The following is a 24,583-nucleotide window of genomic DNA, read 5'->3' on the forward strand; positions in this document are numbered from 1 at the left end:
AAGAAGGAAAGAGTATCACCAAACGTGAAGGTGCCTTCTGAGCTTGAAGAAAAAAAACTTTCAATAGAAAATGTAAACCAAATGGAAAAAGAAGAGTTTGTGAATAGAATAGGCTGGGTGTTTGAGCACTCCCCATGGGTGTCTTCGCAGGTATCGGTAAGTCGGCCGTTTAAATCTCGTGAAGAACTCTTTCAATCGATGGTGACGGTCGTGAAACATGCGGAGAAATCCCTGCAATTAGCCTTGCTACGTGCCCATCCTGACCTTGGAACAAGATTAATAATATCAGAGGTTTCACAAAAAGAGCAGGCCGGAGTCGGGCTGGATCAGCTATCAAAGGATGAATATAGGGAGTTTATTTCACTTAATCAAAGGTATGTTGATCAATTTAGCTTTCCGTTTATCATGGCCGTTAAGGGACAGACCAAACAGACAATCCTTGCGGCAATGCAACAACGAGTCTGCAATTCCTATGAACAAGAATTCCAGACCGCCTTAAGTGAAGTGTTTAAAATTGCCCGATTCCGTTTAAATGATGTTATTCAATAAAGGGGGATGATTGGATGCAAAGAACGATGCAATATGGGAAAGCAGATGTGTGGGTTTATCGTACGTACGCAGCCCCGCTTACAGGAGTACGCCAGATACCTGAGTCTGCCTTTAGGGGCAGGAGCAATATTCTATTTGGAATGAATGTTAAGGTTGCAATCGAAGGAGAGGCTTTCTTATCCTCTTTTACAGATGGGGATAATACATTAGTGGTGGCAACTGATTCGATGAAGAACTTTATTCTAAAACATGCTGGCGATTATGATGGTTCAACCCAAGAAGGCTTCCTTGAGTTTGTCGCCCGCCGTTTCCTTGAAACCTACTCACATATGAGTGGCGTAGAGATCTCCAGCGAACAAATTCCATTTGATGAACTTCAAGTGCCAACCAAAAATGGTTTTGAACCAAGTCCATTGGTGTTTCGCTACTCACAAAATGAACAATCGATGGCTTCAGTAGAGGTGAAACGTTCCGGAAAAGAGATTCTTACAACAAATCATCTCTGCTGTTTAAAAGGACTTAAGCTTCTAAAGGTACGGGGCAGCTCCTTTTACGGCTTTGTGCGGGATGAGTATACAACGCTGCCGGAATCCTACGATCGCCCGCTGTTTATCTTTTTGAATATCGGCTGGCGCTATAACGATTTTGAGGACGCAAAGGGCACAACGCCTGCTGGTTATGTTGCTGCAGAGCAAGTAAGAGATATTGCTTATACTGTTTTTCATGAAGAAAATTCTCCGTCTATACAAAACCTTATCTACCGCATTGGTCTTCGCGTATTAGAGCGCTTTCCACAATTAGCAGAGGTTCGCTTTGAATCCAATAACCGAACCTGGGAAACAGTGCTAGACGAAATTCCTGCCTCTGGGGAAGGGAAGGTATTTACTGAACCGCGACCTCCCTATGGTTTTCAATGTTTCTCCATGACACGTGAAGACTTAGAACATCCAAGGGAGTCACCCCAATGACCGGAAAGGTAACCACACATGTTCTTGATTTAAGTATTGGAAAACCAGCTAGTGGAGTGTTAGTTGAATTATGGGAGTCAGGTTCAGATAACACCTTTGATATTATTCAGATTAGCTATACAAATGAAGACGGCCGATTAAATCAACCTTTGCTCGAAGGGAGCAGGATAAAAACAGGAATGTATGAAATTCGTTTCCATGTTGGAGATTACTTCCGGAAGCGCGGTATGTTTCTTGGAGACCCTTCGTTCTTGGAATGCGTTCCGATTCGCTTTGGCATTTCTGATCCCGGCTCACATTATCATGTCCCATTGTTGATTTCTCCAGGCGGGTACAGTACGTACCGCGGGAGTTAAGGAGGTTCCTTAGATGAAAGAACTATGGGTGAAGAATGGGCTTGTTTTTACCGAAAGAGGTTTTCTAGAGGTAAATATTCGCATAATGGATGGGCGGATAGATTCTCTTATAAAAAGTGAATCAGGACCTTTGCTTGAGAAAACGGGACCGATGATTGATGCGAGCGGATGTCTTGTGGTGCCTGGCTTTATTGATGCCCATGTCCATTTTAATGACCCAGGAAGAACGGATTGGGAGGGAATCGAGACTGGAAGCCGTGCTGCCGCTATCGGTGGAACCACGACCATCTTTGATATGCCGCTGAATTGTGCCCCGTCTGTTACTGATTTAAAGACGTTGATGGATAAAAAAGAATATTTAACCTCAATGTCCCATGTGGATTATGCTCTTTGGGGTGGAATGACAGAAACAAACCTCACGAATTCGCTGGAACTCTCTGAGATGAGTGAGGGGATTATTGGGTGGAAAGCATTTATGAGTGAAAGCGGAATTGACGATTTCCGCTTTGTCTCACCAGATGGATTGAAGCAGGCCATGCAGGCAGCGAAGGATCATAACAGGATTCTTGCCCTTCATGCAGAATGGAATGAGGAGATTGATAAATTAACAGTTTTTTATAAACCTAGGTTAGGGATCAATGAACGACGGGCGTTTCTGGCAAGCAGGCCGATAGCTGCAGAAGCGAAAGCGGTCAGTTATGCGCTGGAGCTTGCTGCCCAATACGGAACAGCCTTACATTTTGTGCATATCAGCTCGGCGAGAGTCATTGAGCTCATCGAACAAGCAAAAAAAAGTGGAGTCAATGTTACGGTTGAAACCTGTCCTCATTATCTAATTTTTGACGAAGAGGATTTTATTAACTGTGGTGCGATTCTTAAATGTGCACCGCCATTACGACCGCGCGAAGAGGTAGAGGGGCTATGGGATTGTATTCAAAAAGGCTGGATCGACACAATTGGTTCCGATCATTCCCCTTGTCTTTATTCAATGAAAACGACGGAGTCAATCTGGGATGCATGGGGGGGAATTCAAGGCGTTCAATTTACATGGCTTTCACTAATGGATGAGGCACTAAAACGGGGAATTAAGCTGAAACAAATTCTACCATTAGGGACGGCGAATGTGGCTGAGCGGTTTGGCATTGCCCACAGAAAAGGGCGAATTCGTCCAGGCTTAGATGCCGACTTGGTGCTGTTCCGATTAAATGAATCTACGATTGCTGATAAACAGTCATTGGCTTTTCGAAATGCTTATTCACCCTATGAAAATAGAGAATTTTTACTCAAAGTGAAGAAAACGATTTTAAGAGGCAAGGTCATTTATGATGATCAATCCGGGGTGACCAAGGAGAAATTAGGTATTTGTCTTTGAGCAAGGAGGACCGGTATGATGCAATTTCCAACTAATTTGGCTGAAGCAATCGAGTGGCTTAGTTCGTTTGGAGCAGCGGGGGATGGCGGAGTGACTCGAACACTCTATTCCAAGCCTTGGCAAGAAGCCCAGCATGCTTTACGGGAATGGATGGAAGTGCTGGGTATTGAAACAAGATTCGATTCTATTGGTAATCTGTTTGGGCGTCTAGGGGCAGCAGATTCAAGGGCTCAAACCATTCTAGTTGGCTCCCATATCGATACGGTGTTATCTGGTGGAAAGTATGATGGGGCTTATGGAATTCTAGCGGCCATCCTAGCGTTAAGCCATCTAAAAAAAACATATGGCCAGCCAATGTTTAATCTTGAAGTGGTCTCGCTTTGTGAAGAAGAGGGGAGCCGGTTTCCGATTGCCTGTTCAGGGTCAGGGATTATCACAGGCGCCTATTCTTTTGCCGAGATTAAAGGGGTAAGCGATTCGGAGGGAATTGCGTTTGAGACAGCGATGAGAGAGGCAGGCTTTGGTGTCGAAGCTGAAAATTATAAGGTTCGAGATGACATTCATTCCTTCATTGAACTACATATCGAACAAGGCCCAAGCCTTGAAAAACTAGCGAAATCAATTGGCATTGTTGAAACGATTGTGGGACAAAAACGTTTTCGTGTGACGGTAAAGGGTGAATCCAACCATGCTGGAACCACATTGATGAAATGGCGAAAAGACGCCTTGCATGGAGCGGTGTTAATGATCCAAGACTTATATGAATGGGCTAAAGCTTATGATGAAAATCTAGTCACGACGGTGGGGCAGCTTCATGTAGAACCGAATGTTTCGAATGTCATCCCAGGTCAGGTAGTTTTTACAATCGATGCCAGACATCCCTTAGAATCGGTTCTAAGCACATTTTGCGAGAGTTTTACGAAACGATTTCTTGAAATTGCTTCGGCTCGTGATTTGCAAATAAACATGGAGCTGTGGCATGAAGTGCCTCCGGTCCAAATGGATTCAAACCTAAATAATAGGATACAGACGATTTGTAATGAACAGGAGGTTGCTTATCATGTGATGAACAGCGGGGCGGGGCATGATGCCCAGCTGTTTGCATCCGTTTGTCCAGCCACGATCATGTTCGTACCAAGTCAGGGAGGAATCAGCCATTCGCCTTTGGAGTATACCGCTACTGAGGCTCTAGAGATCGGTCTAGATGTCCTTATCCAATTATTACACCAATTAGCGTATGTGAAGTGATAAAGGAGGGGTTATATGAATCAGGATAAGGGAACTATCGTCCAATGGATTGATGAGCACCAAGAAGAACTAATTAATTTTTTGAAAAAAATTGTGCAGGTTCCTTCAGATAATCCTACTGGTGATTGTTATCCGATTGCCGCGTTTTTATACCAGCAGCTAGAGGAGCTCGGATTTGAGGATGTTTCTCTATTAGAGGTAGATGAACCGGACGTCAAAGCTTGTGGAATGATTAGTTTGGCCAATATTGTAAGCCGCACCGAGTTTGGGAGCGGAGCAGGAACGAATATTGCCTTAAATGCACATGGGGATGTGGTCCCACCAGGGTTAGGCTGGAGTGTCGACCCATACGGCGGTGAAATTATTAATGGTAAGATGTATGGCCGTGGCGTGGCTGTTTCCAAATCGGATATTGCTGCCTATTCATACGCCGTTTTAGCTTTAAAACACGCGGGAATCAGTCAACAGCTAGATGGGCAAGTCGATCTTGCTTTTACATTTGATGAAGAAACAGGCGGAGAATTAGGACCGAAAAGGCTCCTTGACCAAGGCATCCTTACTCCTGACCAAGCGATTGCAGCAGGCTTTACCTATTCAGCAGTGAATGCCCATAATGGCTGCCTGCATTTTGAGGTCAAAACAATCGGTAAGTCTGCTCATGCCGCTTTGCCGCATACTGGAATCGATGCGCTTGAGGCAACGACAAAAATTCTAAATAGCTTATATGAATACCGTCAGACACTAGCAGCTAAAAAATCTTCTGTGCCTGGGATTGACCACCCCACCCTTGTCGTCGGCCTGATTTCGGGTGGAATCAATACGAATGTTGTCCCTGATGAATGTACGATCAGGGTCGACCGAAGATTAATTCCTGGAGAAGACGGAGTACAAGCGGAAGCGGAATTCAGGAGTGTGGTGGAAGAAGCCGTTAAGAGTATTGAAGGTTTAAAACTGGAGATTCGAAAAATTTTACATGCAGAAAGCTTTGGGCCAGTTCCGGAAGAGTCCCCCTTAATTGCAGCCCTTACTTCAAACTGGAAGTCGCTTATGGAGGAAAAGGGGGAATTAGCCATTAACGGAGTACCAATCTATGCAGATGCTCGTCATTTTTATGAAAGGGGCATTCCGACAATCATGTTTGGTGTTGGGCCAAAAGTGCTGGAAGAGGCCAATGGACATCGTGCTGATGAACATATCCGGATTGCTGATTTGGTCGATGCCACGAAGATTATTGCCTGTACACTTTATGATCTACTGGCGGGAGGAAAAGGATGAAATTAACCCAGCGCGAGCAGGAAAAATTAATGATTGTCGTAGCAGCAGACATAGCGAGGCGCCGAAAAGATCGAGGATTAAAATTAAATTATCCGGAAGCTGTGGCTCTCATTACTTATGAAATTATTGAGGGAGCAAGAGATGGAAAATCGGTAGCTGAACTGATGAGTGAGGGAACAAAAATATTATCTAGCGAAGATGTGATGGAAGGGATACCAGAGATGATTCACGATATCCAAGTAGAAGCTACTTTCCCCGATGGAACCAAGCTGGTCACTGTTCATGAACCGATTCGCTAGCTTTAGAGCACTTGGATTGGGATTTGCTCTGATTTTACAAGAAGGATAGGTAGATTTTACAAAAGAGAGGGTTAATCTTACAAAAGACAATTTTATTTTACGAATGAGAAGTGCAATTTTACAAAAAATGAAATTTTTTTACGAAAACGAGGGTTGATTTTACGAAAAATGTAAAATCACTTCCAATTGAGGATAGGAAGTGAAAATAGTGATTCCAGGAGAATATCGATTAAGACAAGAGCCGATTATCTGTAACCAAGGCAGGACTCCTGCAAAGGTCATGGTACTGAATCAAGGCGACCGGCCCATTCAAATCGGCTCACATTTTCATTTTTACGAAGTAAATGACGCACTGAAATTTGAACGTGACCAAGCGTTTGGCAAGCATTTAAATATCCCAGCCGGCACCGCCGTTAGGTTTGAACCTGGTGATGCGAAAGAAATAGAACTCGTTCCATTCGCCGGTCAGCGTGAAGTCTATGGGTTAAATAATAAAACGGAAGGCCGATTGGACCAGGGAGAGGAGAACACGTAATGAGTTTTCGAATGTCGAGAAAGCAATATGCAGACATGTTTGGTCCTACAACAGGCGATGCCATCCGGCTTGCCGATACCGATTTATTTATCGAAATAGAAAAGGATTTTACCGTTTATGGGGATGAAGTTAAATTTGGCGGCGGAAAAGTAATTCGTGACGGGATGGGGCAGCATCCGCTGGCGACTCGGGCAGATGGGGTGCTCGATACCGTCATTACCAATGCCATTATTCTCGATTACAGCGGAATATATAAGGCTGATATCGGTATTCGTGATGGCCGCATCGCTGGGATCGGAAAAAGTGGGAATCCGCTCTTAATGGAAGGCGTAGACATGATTATCGGCGCTTCAACCGAGGTCATTGCCGGCGAAGGGATGATCGTTACGGCCGGCGGCATTGATGCCCATATCCATTTTATCAGCCCCCAGCAAATCGAAACCGCCCTTTCATCGGGGATTACCACCATGATTGGCGGCGGCACGGGACCGGCAACGGGAACAAATGCGACAACCTGTACACCAGGTGAATGGAATATTCACCGTATGTTAGAGGCTGCTGAAGAATTTCCTATGAATCTAGGTTTCTTAGGAAAGGGAAATTCGTCTGCTGAGGACCCGTTAATTGAACAAATTAATGCCGGTGTGATTGGTCTTAAATTGCATGAGGACTGGGGAACGACGTCATCAGCCATTGACCACTGCCTCAGGGTCGCGGATAAGTACGATATTCAGGTGGCCATTCATACCGATACATTAAATGAAGGCGGGTTTGTCGAAGATACTTTGGCAGCGATTAATGGCAGGGTCATCCATACGTACCATACGGAAGGGGCCGGTGGCGGACATGCTCCCGATATCATTAAGGTTGCAAGCTTCCCGTATATCCTGCCGTCATCGACTAATCCAACGCGTCCTTATACAAAAAACACTTTAGATGAACATTTAGATATGCTGATGGTTTGTCATCACTTAGACCCCGACGTGCCTGAGGATATTGCTTTTGCTGATTCTCGTATCCGAAAAGAAACAATTGCAGCGGAAGACATTCTCCACGATTTGGGCGTATTCAGCATGATCAGTTCCGATTCACAGGCGATGGGACGAGTGGGTGAGGTGATAACAAGGACTTGGCAAACGGCCGATAAAATGCGGAAGCAGCGGGGCAAGCTGCCTGAAGACAAGGGCGAGTGTGATAACTTTCGTGCCAAGCGATATATTGCCAAATATACTATTAATCCAGCGATAACGCATGGAATTGCTGAAGAGGTTGGTTCCGTGGAAGTCGGAAAATTGGCTGACCTTGTGATTTGGGATCCCGCCTTTTTCGGTGTTAAACCAGAAATCGTCATCAAAGGCGGCATGATTGCACACAGTTTAATGGGAGATCCGAATGCCTCCATTCCCACCCCACAGCCTGTTCTGTACCGGCCGATGTTTGCTTCCTTCGGAATAGCCAAATACACCACTTCAGTTACTTTCATGTCAAAAGCAGCGATTGAGCTTGGTGTGCCTGAAAAGCTTGGACTAAAAAAACAAATCAAACCAGTACAGGGAATCCGTCAGTTATCAAAACGAGATATGAAACTTAATGCTGAAATGCCAACCATTGAAGTGGATCCACAAACTTATGAAGTCATCGTCGATGGTGAACTTATGACCTGTGAACCAGCAGACGTATTGCCGATGGCCCAGCGCTATTTCTTATTTTAGGAGTGAGAAAATGATTATTGAAAAAGTAATTGGCAATATAGAAGAAGTTTCAACCACTGGACATCATGTGGAAAGGGTTTATTTGGCCAGTGATGACTTAGTGAAGCGAATTCAGCGGGTGACAACGGACCACGGGAAAGAACTTGGAATCCGCTTAAAGGAACCCAAAGACTTAATTGATGGCGATATATTATTCATGGATGACCGAAATATGATTGTCATCAGCGTCACCAGTGACGACTTACTGGTAATTCAACCGACAAGCATAAAGCAAATGGGGGAAATTGCTCATCAGTTAGGCAACCGTCACTTACCCGCACAATTTGAAGGGGAGGTAATGCTTGTCCAATATGACTATCTCGTTCAAGAACTGCTCGACCAATTAGAGGTCCCATACTCAAGAGAAGAGAGAAAAGTAAAAACGGCCTTCCGCCATATCGGACACTCACATGGATAATCAGCTTTTGGCATTACTGCAAATCGGAGATTCGAATTTTCCTTCTGGAGCTTTTTCTCATTCTTTTGGATTGGAAACATATATACAAGAAAACGCCGTCCATAGTAAGGATACCTTTTTTGAATGGCTGCGTATTTACTTGGAAAAACAAATGGCCTATACCGATGGACTTGCCTTCCGCTTGACCTTTGATGCTTTATTAAAAAATGAAATGGAGGAAATTTGGAGGTTGGATCAAAAATTATTCATGCAAAATCTCCCCAAAGAATCACGCGAGGCAAACCGAAGGATTGGAGAAAGATTGATTCGGACGGGGCTCGACTTATTTTCGATACCTTTATTGGAAGTATACCTAAAAAAAATCCGCGCCAAAGAGGTGCATGGTCATCAAGGGTTAGTGTTTGCGATTATCTGCCAGCACCTAGAAATAGAGAAAAGACAGGGGATATTGACCTTCCTTTATTCAAGTATGATGACTCTTATTCAAAATGGCGTGCGCGGGATCCCGCTTGGCCAAACAGCAGGTCAGCACATCCTCTTGGAATTACAACCTTATTTGTTAAAAACAACAGACAAAATTGAAAGCCTGGACCAGGATGACTTTGGGGCTGTTGCACCTGGAATCGAGATTGCACAAATGCGCCACGAAAGATTACATACCCGTTTGTTTATGTCCTAAATAATATGAAAGAAGGAGAGGAGAGAGAGGATGGAACCAATACGTATAGGAGTGGGCGGCCCAGTTGGAGCAGGAAAGACGTTGCTTGTCGAGCGCTTAACGAGATATCTCCATGAAGAATATAAAATGGCGGTTGTGACCAATGACATTTACACAAAGGAAGATGCCCAGTTTTTAGTAAAAAACAGTGTCCTCCCTGCAGATCGAATTATTGGTGTAGAAACCGGAGGATGCCCGCATACGGCAATAAGGGAAGATGCATCAATGAATTTTGCTGCGATTGATGAGCTAAAAGAGCAGCATCCAGATCTAGCGCTGATTTTTGTCGAAAGCGGAGGGGATAACCTAGCTGCTACTTTTAGTCCTGAACTTGTTGACTTTTCTATTTATATTATCGATGTAGCCCAAGGTGAAAAAATTCCCCGTAAAGGCGGTCAAGGGATGATTAAATCTGACCTGTTTATAATTAACAAAATCGATTTGGCCCCATATGTTGGAGCCAGCTTAGAAGTCATGGAGGCAGACACTCAGGTGGCGAGAGGCAAGAAGGCCTACATTTTTACGAACTTAAAAGAGGATGTCGGGGTAAACGAGGTTATTGATTGGCTCAAATCAAATGCATTATTGGAAGGGTTAAGATAGGTGGGAGAGCGTACTGGATACCTGCGATTAATAGGCTTGAAGAAAGGCAAGAAAACGATAGTAAAAGAGTCCTATTCAGAGGGTGCGTTAAAGTTAACAAGACCTTTATACCTGACAAGGAGTGGTGAAGCCTATCTTTATGTGATGAATCCAGGTGGAGGATACGTGGAAGGTGATTCCTATCAAATAGATATCCTGTTGGAAGAGAATGCTGAAGCGGTTGTGACGACTCAATCGGCTACTAAAATATATAAAACCCGTTCCTGTCCGGCTATTCAGGAAGTGGACATCCATTTAAAAGCCGGTAGTGTGCTAGAATATCTACCTGACCCAGTCATTGCTTATCAGCAGGCTTGTTTTAAGCAACGAACGGTCATTCGAATGGCACAAAGCTCTTCCCTTATTTGCTCGGATATTTATACTCCCGGCTGGGCATCTGATGGAACACTTTTTAAATATGACCTACTGCAGACCAAAATGGAAATTTACCTCGAAGACAAACTTATGTTATTTGACCATGTGAAACTAGTACCTGACACCACCATTAACGGGATTGGCATGATGGAGGGTTTTTCACATTTTGGGTCGATGCTTGTCATTGATCAGCGAATCGATGATGTTTTATTGGACCAATTACAAGAGATTTTCGATACTTTATTTGATGTTAGAATTGGCATATCGATGCTAGCCGTTACAGGGTTTGTTCTCAGGGTATTGGCAAATACCACACAGGACGTTGAAAAAGTCCTAAATATCTGCCATGAAATGATTAGAATCAGAGTGTTGGGAAAAGAACCTATTTTTTTAAGAAAATATTAATCGGCAGGTGTAATTAGCATCGCCGCTTTTTTTGTTTTTCCGATTACATTATGAATAGGCCTTTCATTGGATTATAATGGTGATATCGATGATGCTGAATTTTTGGGGAGGAAAAAGAAATGAGTAAACTTTTTGTTGACCAAACGATTGAAATCAATGCTCCAGCGACAAAGGTTTGGGATGTTCTTACGGTCAGTGAGTTTAATAACCGTTGGGCAACCGAATTTTCAAGCGGTGGACCACAGTTTCATCTCGATTCCACTTGGGAGCTTGGCAGCCCGGTATTATGGAAAGGCGAGGACGGAACTGTCATTGTTGAAGGGAACGTGACGGCTCTTGAGCCGAAAAAACTCCTTCGGTTTACTGTATTTGATGTTCGGAGTGAAGAAAAGGCGCTTGTCACGGAGGAAGACGGGATTACTTTCCAATTAGCAGAGGTGAATGGGAAGACGATTCTACATATTATACAAGGGGATTTTTCTGTCATGCCTGAGGGGAAAAAATACCGCGATTTAAGTGCTGATATTTGGGACAAAGTGCTTCCAAGTATTAAAAAGATGGCGGAATCAAACTAATTATTAAATTAAATTAAATTAAATTTGGAGGGCTGGGTATTTATCAACCTAGCTCGTTTTTGTTGTGTTAAAATTTTTATTAAAAAGGAGACAGTGCTGAATGAATATCATTGACTTACATTGCGATGCCTTAATGAAGCTTCAGGAAGCTCATGGTACATTACGTTTTGCGGACGCACCAGAATTACAAACCAATAAAGCACGTTTACAGCGAGGGCAAATTAAAGTCCAATGCTTTGCGATATTTATTGAACCCGAAATAAAGGGAGATCAGAAATTTCAAGTGGTCCTCGAGCAAATTGATTATTTTTACAAGGAAGTGCTTGGGAAAAACCCAGACATGGTCCATATCAAAGACTGGTCTGATTTTGATCGTTTGAAAATTGGGCAGATTGGCGCGATGTTAACGCTTGAAGGTGTGGATCCGATTGGCAACGATTTAGCGAAACTCCAGATTCTTTATCAATTGGGTATTCGTTCGGTTGGTTTGACTTGGAACCAAGCGAACCTAGCCGCCGATGGTGCCGGCGAACCGCGCGGCGGAGGATTGACGTTGTTTGGAAAGGAGATTGTTGAGTTTAATAACGAGCATCAAATCCTGACCGATGTTTCCCATCTAAGTGACAGAGGGATTTGGGAAGTCATTGAATTAGCCAAATATCCGATTGCAAGTCACTCGAATGCTCGGGCACTTTGTAACCATCTCCGTAATTTAACCGATGAACAGGCGCAGGCGATGTTTGCAAAAGGAGGCTTGATTCATGTGGTTTATCACCCACCTTTTGTTAAAGAATCTGGAGAGGTGACGATTTCAGATCTTATTAAACATATTGACCACTTTTGCTCATTAGGAGGGGTCAAACAAATTGGGTTTGGTTCTGATTTTGATGGAATAACCACTTTTATCACTAATTTAGAAGATGCTTCAAAAAGCCAAAATCTTATTAATGAATTATTAAAATATTACAGTGAAGAGGTCGTCCGTGGCTTTGCTTTTCAAAACTTTCTTGACCATCGGCCAGGGATTTTTCGATGAAGGTAAGATAAAAAAATCACTTTGGCAATACTGTTACGGGATAAATTCATATGTTAAAAAGAGGAGTAACCACATTGTACTTAACAATAAAAGAAACAGCAGAATATCTATCGGTCCCTGAGGCAACCGTCAAAAGCCTTATTCAACAAAAGAAAATACGTGCCCTCTTCGACGGAGAAGAATACCTTATCTACAAAGAACAATTCAGCACCCACCTTAAACAAGTAGAAAAATACAAACAACTAGTCGAAGAAATCCTAAACGAACCCATCCCCGAAAGCATCGACGTCAAGGACGAAGATTAAAATTGGGTACCATTGTGTGCCCATTGTGTGCCCTTTGGGACCTCCATTGGTACCTTCCATTGGTACCTGACACCATTCGTGGACAATTCAGTGAGTTTGTCCATACGGAGTGGACACTTGGGTCGTTGGGTATCTGACACTAATTGGAGGTGAAGTATGGATAATATTTTTATGAAAAGGGTCTATGAGCCTTATGAGGAAATGGATGGATGTAGAATTTTGGTTGACCGGCTCTGGCCGAGGGGGATTTCGAAGGAGGCAGCCAAGCTTTCTTATTGGTTCAAGGATTTAGCTCCGAGTAATGACCTGCGGAAGTGGTTTTGTCATAAACCCGAGCTATTTGAAGAATTTCGCGATAGATACCTTGATGAACTACGGACGGATGAACAGAAGCGTGAGTATATCAGTGAGATTATTGAAATGGCAGCTCGGGGACCAGTTACGCTTTTATACGGAGCAAAGGATCCGGTACATAATCATGCACTGGTTTTAATGGAGGAACTTGAAAGATTAGTTGAGGTGGATTTGAAATAAAAAAAGTGGGGGCTTCGGGCCTATGATGCCCATGAAGGCAGGAAAAATGGTTCAGCGGTAACCATAGGACACGTATGATGCCCGTGAAGGCTGGAAAAATGGTTCAGCGGTAACCATAGGACACGTATGATGCCCATGAAGGCTGAAAAAATGGTTCAACGGTAACCATAGGACACGTATGATGCCGTGAAGGCTGGAAAAAAGGAAAACCGGTAACTAGTGGGAGCGACTGATGCTCATGAAGCCCCCAAAAACACTCAACGGTAATCAGCGCCGTCATCTGATGCCCATGTGGCCTTAAAAAAATCATCAACGGTAATCAGGGCAGCGCCCCGCCCGACTAGTACCCTTTACCAATAACATGGGCATCTATCTTCCTCCCTAATCCCTGCGGAAATGCCCCATCACTTCCATCGTTTGCATGATATTTACAAACGCCTTCTGGTCCACCGTTCTAATCGTATGTTTGGTTTCGTTTAATTCATATTTGGTAATCACTGTGGTTAATACCTTTTTGGGCTTGTGGGTGTAGGCCCCTTCTGCATCCGTAACCGTGACCCCGCGTGCATGCAAGTGGATTAATGCTTCCGTAAGTTCTTCGTATTTATCCGTGACAATCGTTAGTGTTAATTTATTTTGATTTGTATAAACCATATCCACGGCCCGGCCGGCAACATAGATGGCGATTATCGTGTAAAGAGTAATACCCCATCCAAAAATTAATCCGGATATCCCCACCACTAAAAGATTCATACAAATATTTAAAAACCCAACCTGCAAATTACGTTTTTTAGCAAGAGTGAGACTAACAATATCTGTCCCTCCCGTTGAACCCCCAATTCGAATAATAAGCCCCACCGCAATCCCATAAAGGGCGCCTCCAATGATTGAAGAAAGCAGAATATCATGGCTAATCGGGTGAATCGGGATAAATTTCATACTAAACGACAAAACAAAAACAGCATACCCTGTCAGCAAAACAAATTTTTTCCCTAAGTATTTTAGACCTAATAAAAATAACGGTATATTAATAAGCAAAATAATCCAACCAGTATTGATATGTAAAAAATGATGAATAAAGAAGGCGATCCCTGTTACACCGCCAGAGGTCAGTTTATGCGGGATAAGGAAGGTGTTAAAAGCAAATCCAAATAGTATGGAACAAAGTCCAATCACAATCATTTGAAAAATCAATCGTAACAAGTCACACACCTCGATCTGTTGTTGGTGCTTCCTGTTTTTATTTTGTTCTCAATTAAAATATTTATTAAAAACAAAAAAACGCCTCATTGGGCGTTTTAGATAACATAGAGGAATACCGTTAAAAAATGGGCCAAGCTCCCTAGCAGAATGAAAATATGAAAAATCTCATGGAAACCCATGTATTTCGACTGCAAGAACTTAGGTTTGGCACCGTAAATAACGCCGCCAATTGTATAGAAGATGCCCCCAAGAATTAGCAAGACTAACCCGATTGGGTTCAAGCTGCCTGTGAGCGGTGAAAAAACAAATACAATCATCCAGCCCATTGCTAAATATAAAGCAGTTGAAATCCAGCGCGGGCAATTAAACCAAACCATTTTAAATACAACCCCGCTAATGGCAATCCCTGAAATAATCGAAAATAGAATCGCCCCTATTTTTCCGTTCAAGCTGATAAAACAAAATGGGGTATACGTGCCCGCAATTAAAATGAAGATCATCGAATGGTCAAGCCGTCGTAAAAAGGCAATTACTTTATCGCGAGCAATCACCATGTGATAGGTAGCCGAGGCTGAATAAAGCAGAATCATACTAACGCCAAAAATTATGACAGCGGTAATCTCAGTAGGTGAGCCGGTCGTTACGGACGCTTTAATAACCATCGCAAGGAGCCCGGCAAAAGCTAAGACTGCTCCAGCTAAATGGGTCAGGCCATTAATAGGTTCACGGATATAATTGTTCATTTAAATCCTCCTAATTACAACACGTAGTTTTTATAACTACTTATAATAATACTCATATATCTACATCTAGTCAATGGATATATCTTTAGGTATAATAAAAATACAAAAGAAAATGAACGGGGATAACTGCATGGAAAATATCAAACAAATTATTGAACAACTTGGCTTAGAAACGAGTTTATCGTTAGAGGAAATCCCACAGATTGATTTATATATGGACCAGGTCATTCAATTATTTGAAAATAAATTTACTGAAACAAAGCGAAATGAAGATGATAAGATACTCACTAAAACAATGATCAATAACTATGCGAAAGGAAAACTCATTTTTCCAATCCATAATAAGAAATATTCAAAAGAGCACCTCATCCTAATCAGTTTAATTTACCAATTAAAAGGCGCCCTTTCGATCAATGATATTAAAGCCACTCTAGCTGGAATTAATCAAAAAATAATCACTGAACAAATCGAGCTTGATTCTTTTTATCAAAGTTATCTCAATTTAACACATCAAAATGTTAAGGATTTCAAAGATGACGTTAAGGATAGAGTCAGGGGTGTTCAGGAAGAAATCAGCGTGAATCAAAAGGAGAATTCTCCTTATCTTGAGCAGGTGTTAATGATTTCTTCACTCGTACATATGAGTAATTTATATCGGAAAGTAGCCGAAAAATTGGTCGATCAAATTACGGAGGAAAAAGAAGCAAAGCGTCACAAATAGTTGTCGACGCTTTTCACATTTTCAAGAGTAATAACTGTGATATCCTTTCCAGCTACCACGGCCTTCGGAGCAGAGTTTTGGCTCATTACATCATGAATACGTACAGAATCAGCTCGATTTTCTCCACCAAATACTTTAATATCGCTCCCAGCCTTTTTGAAATTTTTAACAAAAATTTGTTTTAAGACGACATTTCTAGCTCGATATTGAACAGCAACAACCGGATTACCAGTGTAATCATAGTCAGGATCACCAATCAAAGTAAAATGGGTAACCACCACATTTTTATAAGCGGAAATCACCATGCCTCTAGGCGTTGAGTCTTTATATAACTCGGTAAAAATGGGGGCGATTGCGACAAGATTCGTTGCAATTATATTGTAAGCCGTTTTTGATTCAGGCTCTGCATTTTTGTGGTGTCCAATGTGCCGGAAATTAAATGAACGGTTATCGTTAACGGAAATATGCCCGACAATTTGTACATTTGAAGCAGCTGAAGAGTTTTCGTGCGCTTTAATTTCCACTCCGCCAAAGCACCTGGCAGAAGAATTATTGACAAGCAAAACATTCCTTGAACCATCATCGACCTCAATCCCATTGGAGTTTGAAAAGCCCTTCTTATGAGTACGGCCACTCGGATCACACATATGGCAGCGGGAAATAAAGATATAATCACTGTGATGAGTAGTGACCCCATCATCGCCGAAGCCATATCCGTTTAAGTTATCGAGCCAGACATACTTGCTGCCACCGCGGGCACGAAATCCGTCACCGGCATAATTGTATAAAGTCGACGAAATATCGAAACAATGCAGACCTGGATTCCGAGCTTCCACATCCTTCACCCAGCCATAGGTAACATTAGCATAAGTTAAGCAGCTCGAATGATTTCCCCATGTACTCGTTTTAGCTGCGTTTCCCAATCTTTCCACGTTCCAATCCAAGCTTAAGGAGCCGACGAAAAGGTGGTGGTTTCCGGTCCAATGATTCGCATTGGTGATGAGGCGTGTCCCCTTATCGGCGGAATCATGAAGTTTAATGGTCGTTACACCTTTTCCTGCCCCAACTAGGATTGTCCAAGAGGGCAGTTGGATTCCTTTTGTGATAAAAACTCCAGCAGGAACCACTACTTTTACTTTTCCGCTGCCAATTGCTTTTTTAAAGGCATTGGTGTTATCAGTCTTTCCATCGCCAACCGCTCCAAAATCTACAACATTGACTTCCTTCACCAAATTCTTATGTAAATTCGAGAGTTCTTCATCTAACAATTCTTTCCAAGCTGGAATTACATTTCCTTCAGGATCTACCTTTACCTTTATTAGATTATCAGGTTCAGTGGTCGTTGACAGGAGTCGAAAAAGAGCCGATGCGATTTTTTGCGGGAAACTTCCCCCTGAACGGTGAACATGATGTGTGGCTTTATTCACTCGTACTTGATTGAAAAGTTGTTCTGTTTCTTGGATGGTCTTTGTAAGATCGAGGACAATTCCATATTGCGCAAGGATTGCTGCGTTCTCTCTTGGGTCATGGTCTTTATCTAAATAAAGCAATAATTTCACTCCCAAAAAACAGTTTTCTTAAAAGTAGTATGACATTTTTCGTGGATAAAGTGAAACTGCCATCAGTGGGGGGGCCATCGCCCACTGATGGTTAGTTGAATATCGGGCTTTTACTGGCAGTTGATCCCCACCTATCATCTACGACACTGTAAACTTAGAATCTTGACGTAGGGGTCTTACTGCCAGTTAATGCGGGATAAATAAAATTTTCATTATTGGGGAAAAATCCTTTTGAATTAACTTTACTAGAAGGAGATTATCATTTGAAAAAATTAACGAAGAAATTTACCATAATGCTTTTGTCGATGGCCATAATTTTACCTGCAGTAAGTGTCAAGGCAGCCCCGCCACCGCCACCGCCAGTTGCTCAGATACAGATGAGCGAATCAGCTCACCAGTTTAAGTTTAATTTAAGAAGACTGTGGATGGAACATGCGATTTGGACAAGAAGTTATATTGTAAGTGCATTGTCAGGACTTGAGGATCAAGACAAGGTTTTAGCAAGGCTATTGAGAAACCAGGATGAAATTGGGAATGCGATTAAACCATTTTATGGGGAAGCAGCAGGTAAAAAGCTAGGACAATTGTTACGAGAACACATCCAACTTGCAGGAAAAGTGGTCACCGCAGCCAAAGCCAATAATCAAGCAGATTTAAAAAAATATAATGCCGCATGGTACAAAAATGCGGATCAAATTGCAGACTTCCTCAGCACTGCAAATCCAAATTGGAATAAAAATGTAGTGAAGCAGCTGTTTCATGCGCACTTAAATATGCTAACACAAAATGTAGTAGCTAGACTTAAAAAGGATTGGAATGGTGACATTCGCGCTTTTGATGAAGGGGAAATTCACATTATGAAAATCGCCGATGTTTTATCTGACGGGATCATCAAGCAGTTCCCGCAAAAGTTTTAGCACAGATATGATTGATTATAGAAATAAGTTCAAAAGGACCAAATCACTTTGGTCCTTTTGATAATTTTCACTGCTGTGGATTGCCGCTTGTGAGATGTACATCAAACATATCGATGATTTCTAAAAATCTATCCGCTTCACGGAAAACGTGGTCAGCTAATAGTGGATGGATGATACTTTGTATTTTACATTGTTCAATTAAATCACGCGCGGTTTTTTTAAAGTCACGAAGCGAGGAGACCGAGACCCGATTTTGATCAAGGAATTGATCTAAAAGAGGGACAGTTTGAGACTGCGGCCTCATGGATTCTAGGTCCCTTGCTTGATGTAATAATTGATCAAAATCATTGCTGAAATTTCGTGCCATATCAATCAGTTTTCTTTCTGATGGATCCAGCAAATGGCCAATAAATTTAGCGTGATCTGCCATAATCCTTAAGAAGAAGACATTTTCTTTAATAATGGCATCTGGAAGGGATTTCAATTTCCCTTCATTTAATTCTATTAACCGCTTTCTAAAATAGTTTGCCTCGCGGCTGGTATGATCGACCAACAAGGGAAAATTATTGGCCCCTGGTAATTTACATGTAAGAATTAATCCTAGTATTTTTCGTTTAAATACGAAAATATTGGCTGCAGCTGTTTGTACTTCTGTATTAAATCTTCTTATTTGTTCAGGGTCTGTTTGATTGTTAAAGGAATGTGCTCGTTGTTCGATGTTTTCAAACAATCGGTAAAATTGATTGGCCTCCTGAATCAGTTGTGTGTCTTCTGCTCTAAAACCCAGGCGAAGAAATAAAGAATGCTCTTTCATAATCCTAGCCCAAAACCGGATTTCATTTAAGGACCGCTCAACAAACATACTTGAGGTTACCCCTGTATCGGCATGTATTCTGGTTTCATCACCATGCATCTAAAACCCCCCCCTATAAGTCCATACATTCTAATCTTATTAAGAAAGTCCAATGAAAATACCAAAATAGATAGACTAGGGATGTGACTCTTTTGCCATTCACTTGATTTTACTCTGATGGTGTTTAGAGTTCTGAATGTTTTGTGAACATGGCGTTGTTGATTAGGGAAATGGTTCCGTTTGGTTTAGGATGTAATTAGGATAAAAGAGAAGAAATTTAAGGTGGGAGGGAACAAGCATGAAGAACCAGAAGTCTATTAGTATCCTTGTCTTTGTGATCACTATTTTATCAATCGGTGCCACTTCATATGGAATCTTTTCTAATCAAGGACCTGGAGAATATGAGTATCAATCTATTTTTGGAGAAACCATTTCGATTTATGGTGTAGGTCTATACAAACATGATTCGGTCTCGATGGCAGCCCAGGCAATTGCCCAGGATTACGTGACCTTATGTTTGGGCGTGCCATTGTTAATTCTATCGCTTTTTTTGTCCAGAAAAGGACGATTAAAAGGTCATTTACTCCTTACGGGAACACTGGGATATTTCTTGTATACTTACGCCTCTTATTCTTTTCTCTCTATGTATAACTCCCTATTCCTGGTCTATGTCATCCTTATGTCAGCAAGCTTTTTTGCTTTTACGTTGGCAATGATGTCGTTTGAGATTCCCAAATTACCGCTAGTTTTCAAAGAAAAACTGCCTGTCAAATTAATTGGCGGCTTCTTACTATTTGCTTCATTTGTGTTTGGTATGATGTGGTTGGGGAAGATTGTCAAGCCGCTCATGAACCATACTCCTGTAGTAGGAATCGAACATTATACGACACTTGTCATTCAGGCGCTTGACTTGGGATTTGTGGTTCCGATTGGGATTGTATCAGGAATTCTGTTAATAAAGCGCAGACCGTTTGGTTATCTCCTAGGACCCGTAATCATTATTAAAGATATCACCTTGTTAACGGCACTAACCGCAATGGTTCTCCTCCAAATTCAGACAGGAGTTGAAGTACAGCCCATCGTTGTCGCACTCGTTATTGGATTAAATCTGCTTGTCATCTTTCTATTGGTATTAATCTTGAAAAATGTGAAAGAGGTGTCAGGTACCACACATAACCACCGGGAGCAACGCTCGGTGTGAATATTAATAGTCTAATTATCTTGCTTGTTCATATAATGGAAAAATGATAAAAGGAGTATGATGGGGATGGGAAAAAAGGGATATCTTTTCGTCGTTTTTTTACTTATCTTAGTTTTTTTTGCTTCAGGGCAAATGCAAAAGGCTACTCCATATGAGAAATATTATTTATGGTACACAAATGAAATTGCCATCCCCATTGATCAGGCATTAAAAAAAACCAATGACTCTAACACGATAAAAGATTATCGGCAAGCTAGAAAAACCTTTTTACATGCCTTTGAAGAAGCGAGTGAATATCATTTACCTGACCAGAAACTGGATAAAACCCACGAGCAATTATTAGGCTACCTGGAATGGCGCATAAAGTATGTAGATGGTTTCATAGAATACTTACAGACAAAAAGCAGGGACACAAAGGCCGTAGTAAATAATTATAATGATGAGGGAAATATTCATTATTCGATTTTTATTAGCAATTTTAATGGGTATGCAAAAGAAAGTAATCACACCTTCATCACACCAGTTTATTTATATTGAAAGCCCTTCCGTTTTATTGCAGGAAGGGCTATTACTATAGGCATATATATATGTTCAGTTATTCACAAACAGAATCATTAAATAACAATTCCCGCAATTAGCAGCAAAACTGGAAAGATACTTACGAAAAAAATTCGGCTCGTATTAACTTGACCATACAAAACTACTGTACCAATTTGTTGATCCCATGTTGATTTTCCATTCTTTTTAAGATCAACATATGAAAAATAAGAGCAAATAAAATTAATTAATGGTACACCAAATCCCATACCGGCAGCGGTTACAAAAATACTTCGTTTAAGCGCTGTTAGAAAATCAAGAGGATTCCCGTTCACCGTTCTGATTCTTGTGTTGAGAATGGATTTACCCAAAGTGTTTCCGAAGATTGAGAGGATGATTGCCTCTACGAGGATATAGAGAATCAGGCTAAGGATAAAAATAAAAAGTGCTGATGATTGCACAACAAATTTTGGAGAGAAGATTGATACGAATGTAATAAGAAACAATGAAAATAATGAGAGATCGAAAAGTCTAGCTAAGCATCGGATAAAGGGTCTGCCATTCGGATAAGTATCCTTTTTTATTTCTCGCCATTGACCAGCTAAGTTGTTCGGAGGTTGTTCGATCTGTTCTGTCATGAAGAACTTATCGGAAAAATAAGATAGAGACTTCGCCATTTGCCAGCGTTCCATATCTTTCGTCCAAATAAATGTCTCTGCTGACAAGACGCCTTGTTCAAACATTTTTTCTAGTTCAAATAATCCCACAGGTCCCTGTTGATGATGATCCCGTATATAAAACCAACTATTTTCCTCCAATGGTTCCATTTAATTCCCTCCAATTCAGGTAAATTATACCATGAGGAGATATTTGAAATTTTTTTCTGTGACTATTAAATTTGAAGAATTTCTGACAATTACATATCAGGGATAAATTTATTAATAGGAAAAATACTAACAAATGTTCGGAGGTGAAATAATGGAAACAAGGGATTATGAGAAGATTTATCAAGAATACAAGCAGCAAAGTCAACAGCAAGCCCAAATGGAAGCAGAGAATAGTAACCCTGATGGCAAAGAAGAATTTGTGTCCGTAAGGAAAAATGAGGATGGAGATATTATTGCTTTTAAAACCAGTACTGGCCGTGAGTTGGATTATATTTCGGCTTTGAATGATGCCAAAGCGCGGAAGATTGCTCATGTGGATGTTTTCCATAAATATGGAAGAGATATTATCCGCAGTGAGCCAGATGGCATCAAGGAAAATAATCTAGACCAGCTGCCTGAATTTTAACAGCACAAAAAAATGAGCCTGGATTTCCAAGCTCATTTTTGTCCTTATTTAGAAGCAAGCTCATATTCTGCAATCTTATCTTCATACGTTAAGGTAACACCAATTTCATCCCATCCATTAAGGAGCATGACTTTAGGGTAGGGAGCAATCTCAAAAGATACCTTGAAACCTTCGTTATCATAAACTACTTGATTTTCAAGGTCGACCGTTAATTGATATTCTTCAGATTCAGCTTTTTTAATCAAGTATTGAACTTGTTCGTTACTAGCCTGTATCGGGAGAATCCCATTTTTCACACAATTATTTTTGAAAATATCAGCAAAACTTGGAGCAATCACTATTTTGAACCCAAAGTCTTGAACAGCCCACGGGGCATGCTCACGAGATGAGCCGCAGCCAAAGTTTTCACCAGCGACCAAAATGGATGCACTTTTATATTTTGGATTGTTTAACGAAAAGTCTTGGCGAAGATTTCCTTCGTCATCAAAACGCCAATGATAAAATAGGAATTGGCCGAAACCACTGCGTTCAATCCGTTTTAAAAATTGCTTCGGAATAATTTGGTCGGTATCAATGTTCGAGCGGTTAATTGGATAAACCAAGCCTTGATGTATCTTTAATGGTTCCATAACTATCTGACCTCCTGTGCTGCAGAGAATTGGCGGACATCCACGAAGTGACCAGCGATAGCGGCAGCAGCTGCCATTTCAGGACTCACAAGATGTGTTCTGGCGCCATTTCCTTGGCGACCTTCAAAGTTTCGGTTAGAGGTGGAGGCACAGCGTTCGCCAGGTGGAACGATATCATCATTCATCGCTAAGCACATACTGCAGCCGGCTTCGCGCCATTCAAACCCAGCATCTGTAAACACCTTATCTAAGCCTTCTTTTTCAGCAGCAAGCTTGACACTAAAAGAACCTGGGACAACGATGGCAGTCACATTAGCGTTAACCTTTAAGCCGCGAACCACATCTGCTGCACTTCGTAAGTCACTTAAGCGGGAATTTGTGCAAGAGCCGATGAAAACATGGTCAATTTTCACATTAGAAATCGGCTGACCTGCTTCTAAGCCCATGTATTCAAGTGCACGCTGGATTTCATCCTTTTCACTAGGTTTATCTGTTTCATCAGGATTCGGAACATTAGCCGTAATTGGGATACACATACCTGGATTTGTTCCCCAGGTTACTTGTGGCTCAACTTCGGCTGCTTCAATCTCAACAATCCTGTCATAGGCAGCACCGTCATCTGTTGCAAGAGCTTTCCATTCTGCAACCGCTTGTTCAAACGCTTCTCCCTGTGGTACATGGCGCCTTCCCCGTAAGTATTCAAACGTGGTTTCATCAGGAGTGATGAGTCCTGCTCGAGCCCCAGCTTCAATCGACATATTACAAACGGTCATCCGTTCTTCCATCGAGAGCGAACGGATTGCCTCACCTGTATATTCCATCACATAACCTGTTCCAAATTGGACACCGAATTTACCTATGATCGCAAGAATTAAGTCCTTCGCAGTAACACCAGTACCAAGTTTTCCATTGACCTTCACATTTAAGGTTTTCGGGGGTGCCTGCCAAAGGGTTTGGGTGGCAAGAACATGCTCGACTTCGCTTGTACCTATCCCAAATGCAAGCGCACCAAACGCACCGTGTGTAGACGTATGACTATCGCCGCAAACGATTGTTTTACCAGGCTGGGTCAGCCCAAGCTCAGGTCCAATGACATGGACAATTCCGTTATCTGGGTGGTGAATATCTGCAAGCGGAACCCCGAATTCCTGACAATTTTGCTGTAGGGTATCAATTTGATTTTTCGAAACAGGGTCATTGATGACCAGACGCTGGCGGGTTGGAACATTATGATCCATCGTTGCAAAGGTAAGGTCGGGGCGGCGTACTTTTCGCCCATTCATTCGTAAGCCCTCAAAAGCCTGAGGAGAGGTTACTTCGTGAACAAGGTGTAAATCAATATATAATAAATCTGGCTTTCCATCCTCTTGATGTACAACATGCTTTTCCCAAATCTTTTGGATAATATTTTTTGGTGTTTGCATAGCGTCCTTCCTCACATAAATGAATTTTAATTCCTTGGATAAATTTAGGGGTAAACCGCCAACAAGACGGTTTACCCACCAAAAAAAATGAAAAAGTATAAGTTATTGAACTTAGTTTACTGCCTAGCTCCAGCGCCCTAGC

Annotated in this window: 27 protein-coding genes and 1 pseudogene; 21 read left to right on the top strand and 7 right to left on the bottom strand. The window is 41.8% G+C overall.

The window, feature by feature from the left end; all coding sequences use genetic code 11:
• The first annotated feature begins 81 nt into the window (after nt 1-81).
• The 16 genes and pseudogenes from pucL to V7121_RS11305 all read left to right on the top strand — a co-directional run bounded on the left by pucL (nt 82) and on the right by V7121_RS11305 (nt 13,361).
• Nucleotides 82-1,517 (top strand): annotated as a pseudogene (gene pucL / locus V7121_RS11230) (factor-independent urate hydroxylase).
• Nucleotides 1,514-1,873, top strand: a complete 360-nt coding sequence (gene uraH / locus V7121_RS11235) for a hydroxyisourate hydrolase (RefSeq protein WP_335546597.1) — start codon at nt 1,514-1,516, stop codon at nt 1,871-1,873. The pseudogene pucL and the gene uraH overlap by 4 nt, the downstream one beginning before the upstream one ends.
• A gap of 13 nt (nt 1,874-1,886) precedes the next feature.
• Nucleotides 1,887-3,245, top strand: coding sequence for an allantoinase AllB (gene allB / locus V7121_RS11240; protein ID WP_335546600.1), 1,359 nt, complete (start codon nt 1,887-1,889; stop codon nt 3,243-3,245).
• Nucleotides 3,246-3,260: 15 nt separating this feature from the next.
• The gene (locus V7121_RS11245) at nt 3,261-4,493 is read left to right on the top strand and encodes a Zn-dependent hydrolase (RefSeq protein ID WP_335502833.1); all 1,233 of its coding nucleotides are present in this window, start codon (nt 3,261-3,263) and stop codon (nt 4,491-4,493) included.
• A 15-nt stretch (nt 4,494-4,508) separates the two neighbouring features.
• Complete coding sequence (locus V7121_RS11250; protein ID WP_335502836.1) at nt 4,509-5,768, top strand: ArgE/DapE family deacylase; 1,260 nt, start codon at nt 4,509-4,511, stop codon at nt 5,766-5,768.
• Nucleotides 5,765-6,067 (top strand): urease subunit gamma, encoded by a 303-nt coding sequence (locus V7121_RS11255; protein WP_335502838.1) that lies wholly within the window; start codon nt 5,765-5,767, stop codon nt 6,065-6,067. Before V7121_RS11250 ends, V7121_RS11255 begins: the two co-directional genes overlap by 4 nt.
• A 208-nt stretch (nt 6,068-6,275) precedes the next feature.
• A complete protein-coding gene (locus V7121_RS11260) occupies nt 6,276-6,602 on the top strand; it encodes an urease subunit beta (protein ID WP_335502947.1) in 327 nt (108 codons plus the stop codon).
• Nucleotides 6,602-8,314: an urease subunit alpha gene (gene ureC / locus V7121_RS11265; RefSeq protein WP_335546602.1), complete on the top strand. Its 1,713-nt coding sequence runs from the start codon at nt 6,602-6,604 to the stop codon at nt 8,312-8,314. Before V7121_RS11260 ends, ureC begins: the two co-directional genes overlap by 1 nt.
• A 10-nt stretch (nt 8,315-8,324) precedes the next feature.
• Entirely contained in the window at nt 8,325-8,771 is a 447-nt protein-coding gene (gene ureE, locus V7121_RS11270) for an urease accessory protein UreE (protein WP_335502844.1), read from the top strand.
• A complete protein-coding gene (locus V7121_RS11275; protein WP_335546605.1) occupies nt 8,764-9,450 on the top strand; it encodes an urease accessory protein UreF in 687 nt (228 codons plus the stop codon). The genes ureE and V7121_RS11275 overlap by 8 nt, the downstream gene beginning before the upstream one ends.
• 30 nt (nt 9,451-9,480) lie before the next feature.
• Nucleotides 9,481-10,092 (top strand): urease accessory protein UreG, encoded by a 612-nt coding sequence (gene ureG, locus V7121_RS11280; protein ID WP_335546607.1) that lies wholly within the window; start codon nt 9,481-9,483, stop codon nt 10,090-10,092.
• Nucleotides 10,093-10,911 carry an urease accessory protein UreD gene (locus V7121_RS11285; RefSeq protein WP_335546609.1) on the top strand — a complete coding sequence of 273 codons (819 nt, stop codon included), beginning with the start codon at nt 10,093-10,095 and terminating at the stop codon, nt 10,909-10,911.
• A 119-nt stretch (nt 10,912-11,030) separates the two neighbouring features.
• On the top strand, nt 11,031-11,486 hold the full coding sequence (locus V7121_RS11290) for an SRPBCC domain-containing protein (protein WP_335502856.1): 456 nt from the start codon (nt 11,031-11,033) through the stop codon (nt 11,484-11,486).
• 100 nt (nt 11,487-11,586) lie between these two features.
• Nucleotides 11,587-12,522, top strand: coding sequence for a dipeptidase (locus V7121_RS11295; protein WP_335546611.1), 936 nt, complete (start codon nt 11,587-11,589; stop codon nt 12,520-12,522).
• Nucleotides 12,523-12,596: 74 nt separating this feature from the next.
• Entirely contained in the window at nt 12,597-12,827 is a 231-nt protein-coding gene (locus tag V7121_RS11300; RefSeq protein ID WP_335502862.1) for an excisionase family DNA-binding protein, read from the top strand.
• 156 nt (nt 12,828-12,983) lie between these two features.
• Nucleotides 12,984-13,361, top strand: coding sequence for a DUF488 domain-containing protein (locus V7121_RS11305; RefSeq protein WP_335546613.1), 378 nt, complete (start codon nt 12,984-12,986; stop codon nt 13,359-13,361).
• A gap of 381 nt (nt 13,362-13,742) precedes the next feature.
• Here V7121_RS11305 and V7121_RS11310 read toward each other — a convergent pair whose 3' ends face one another.
• Together V7121_RS11310 and trhA are read right to left on the bottom strand one after the other, a co-directional pair.
• Nucleotides 13,743-14,564 (bottom strand): YitT family protein, encoded by an 822-nt coding sequence (locus V7121_RS11310; RefSeq protein WP_335502869.1) that lies wholly within the window; start codon nt 14,562-14,564, stop codon nt 13,743-13,745.
• A gap of 95 nt (nt 14,565-14,659) precedes the next feature.
• Complete coding sequence (gene trhA, locus V7121_RS11315) at nt 14,660-15,307, bottom strand: PAQR family membrane homeostasis protein TrhA (RefSeq protein ID WP_335502872.1); 648 nt, start codon at nt 15,305-15,307, stop codon at nt 14,660-14,662.
• Between the two features lie 130 nt (nt 15,308-15,437).
• Between trhA and V7121_RS11320 the strand changes: the two genes are divergently transcribed.
• A complete protein-coding gene (locus tag V7121_RS11320; RefSeq protein ID WP_335502875.1) occupies nt 15,438-16,028 on the top strand; it encodes a DUF1836 domain-containing protein in 591 nt (196 codons plus the stop codon).
• Here V7121_RS11320 and V7121_RS11325 read toward each other — a convergent pair.
• Complete coding sequence (locus V7121_RS11325; RefSeq protein WP_335546615.1) at nt 16,019-17,578, bottom strand: glycosyl hydrolase family 28-related protein; 1,560 nt, start codon at nt 17,576-17,578, stop codon at nt 16,019-16,021. The genes V7121_RS11320 and V7121_RS11325 overlap by 10 nt on opposite strands.
• A gap of 386 nt (nt 17,579-17,964) precedes the next feature.
• Between V7121_RS11325 and V7121_RS11330 the strand changes: the two genes are divergently transcribed.
• A complete protein-coding gene (locus tag V7121_RS11330; protein ID WP_420490640.1) occupies nt 17,965-18,504 on the top strand; it encodes a glycosyltransferase in 540 nt (179 codons plus the stop codon).
• 67 nt (nt 18,505-18,571) lie between these two features.
• Here the strand turns inward: V7121_RS11330 and V7121_RS11335 are convergent, their stop codons facing one another.
• Entirely contained in the window at nt 18,572-19,417 is an 846-nt protein-coding gene (locus V7121_RS11335) for a DUF2935 domain-containing protein (RefSeq protein ID WP_335502883.1), read from the bottom strand.
• A gap of 238 nt (nt 19,418-19,655) precedes the next feature.
• On the opposite strand from V7121_RS11335, the gene V7121_RS11340 reads away from it, so the two are divergent.
• Together V7121_RS11340 and V7121_RS11345 are read left to right on the top strand one after the other, a co-directional pair.
• Nucleotides 19,656-20,558 (top strand): hypothetical protein, encoded by a 903-nt coding sequence (locus tag V7121_RS11340; protein WP_335546616.1) that lies wholly within the window; start codon nt 19,656-19,658, stop codon nt 20,556-20,558.
• A gap of 66 nt (nt 20,559-20,624) precedes the next feature.
• Entirely contained in the window at nt 20,625-21,095 is a 471-nt protein-coding gene (locus tag V7121_RS11345) for a hypothetical protein (protein ID WP_335546619.1), read from the top strand.
• A 77-nt stretch (nt 21,096-21,172) separates the two neighbouring features.
• Here V7121_RS11345 and V7121_RS11350 read toward each other — a convergent pair whose 3' ends face one another.
• Nucleotides 21,173-21,922, bottom strand: a complete 750-nt coding sequence (locus tag V7121_RS11350; protein ID WP_335502893.1) for an RDD family protein — start codon at nt 21,920-21,922, stop codon at nt 21,173-21,175.
• Between the two features lie 151 nt (nt 21,923-22,073).
• Here V7121_RS11350 and V7121_RS11355 point away from each other — a divergent pair, with 151 nt between their 5' ends.
• The gene (locus tag V7121_RS11355; RefSeq protein WP_335546622.1) at nt 22,074-22,388 is read left to right on the top strand and encodes a DUF3892 domain-containing protein; all 315 of its coding nucleotides are present in this window, start codon (nt 22,074-22,076) and stop codon (nt 22,386-22,388) included.
• A gap of 44 nt (nt 22,389-22,432) precedes the next feature.
• On the opposite strand, the gene leuD is transcribed toward V7121_RS11355, so the two are convergent.
• Both leuD and leuC read right to left on the bottom strand, forming a co-directional pair.
• Nucleotides 22,433-23,017: a 3-isopropylmalate dehydratase small subunit gene (gene leuD / locus V7121_RS11360; RefSeq protein ID WP_335502897.1), complete on the bottom strand. Its 585-nt coding sequence runs from the start codon at nt 23,015-23,017 to the stop codon at nt 22,433-22,435.
• Nucleotides 23,018-23,019: 2 nt separating this feature from the next.
• A complete protein-coding gene (gene leuC, locus V7121_RS11365; protein ID WP_335502899.1) occupies nt 23,020-24,441 on the bottom strand; it encodes a 3-isopropylmalate dehydratase large subunit in 1,422 nt (473 codons plus the stop codon).
• Nucleotides 24,442-24,583: the final 142 nt, after the last annotated feature.

The organism is Neobacillus drentensis (genome assembly GCF_036962125.1).
GTDB classification, from domain to species: Bacteria; Bacillota; Bacilli; order Bacillales; family Cytobacillaceae; genus Neobacillus; species Neobacillus drentensis_B.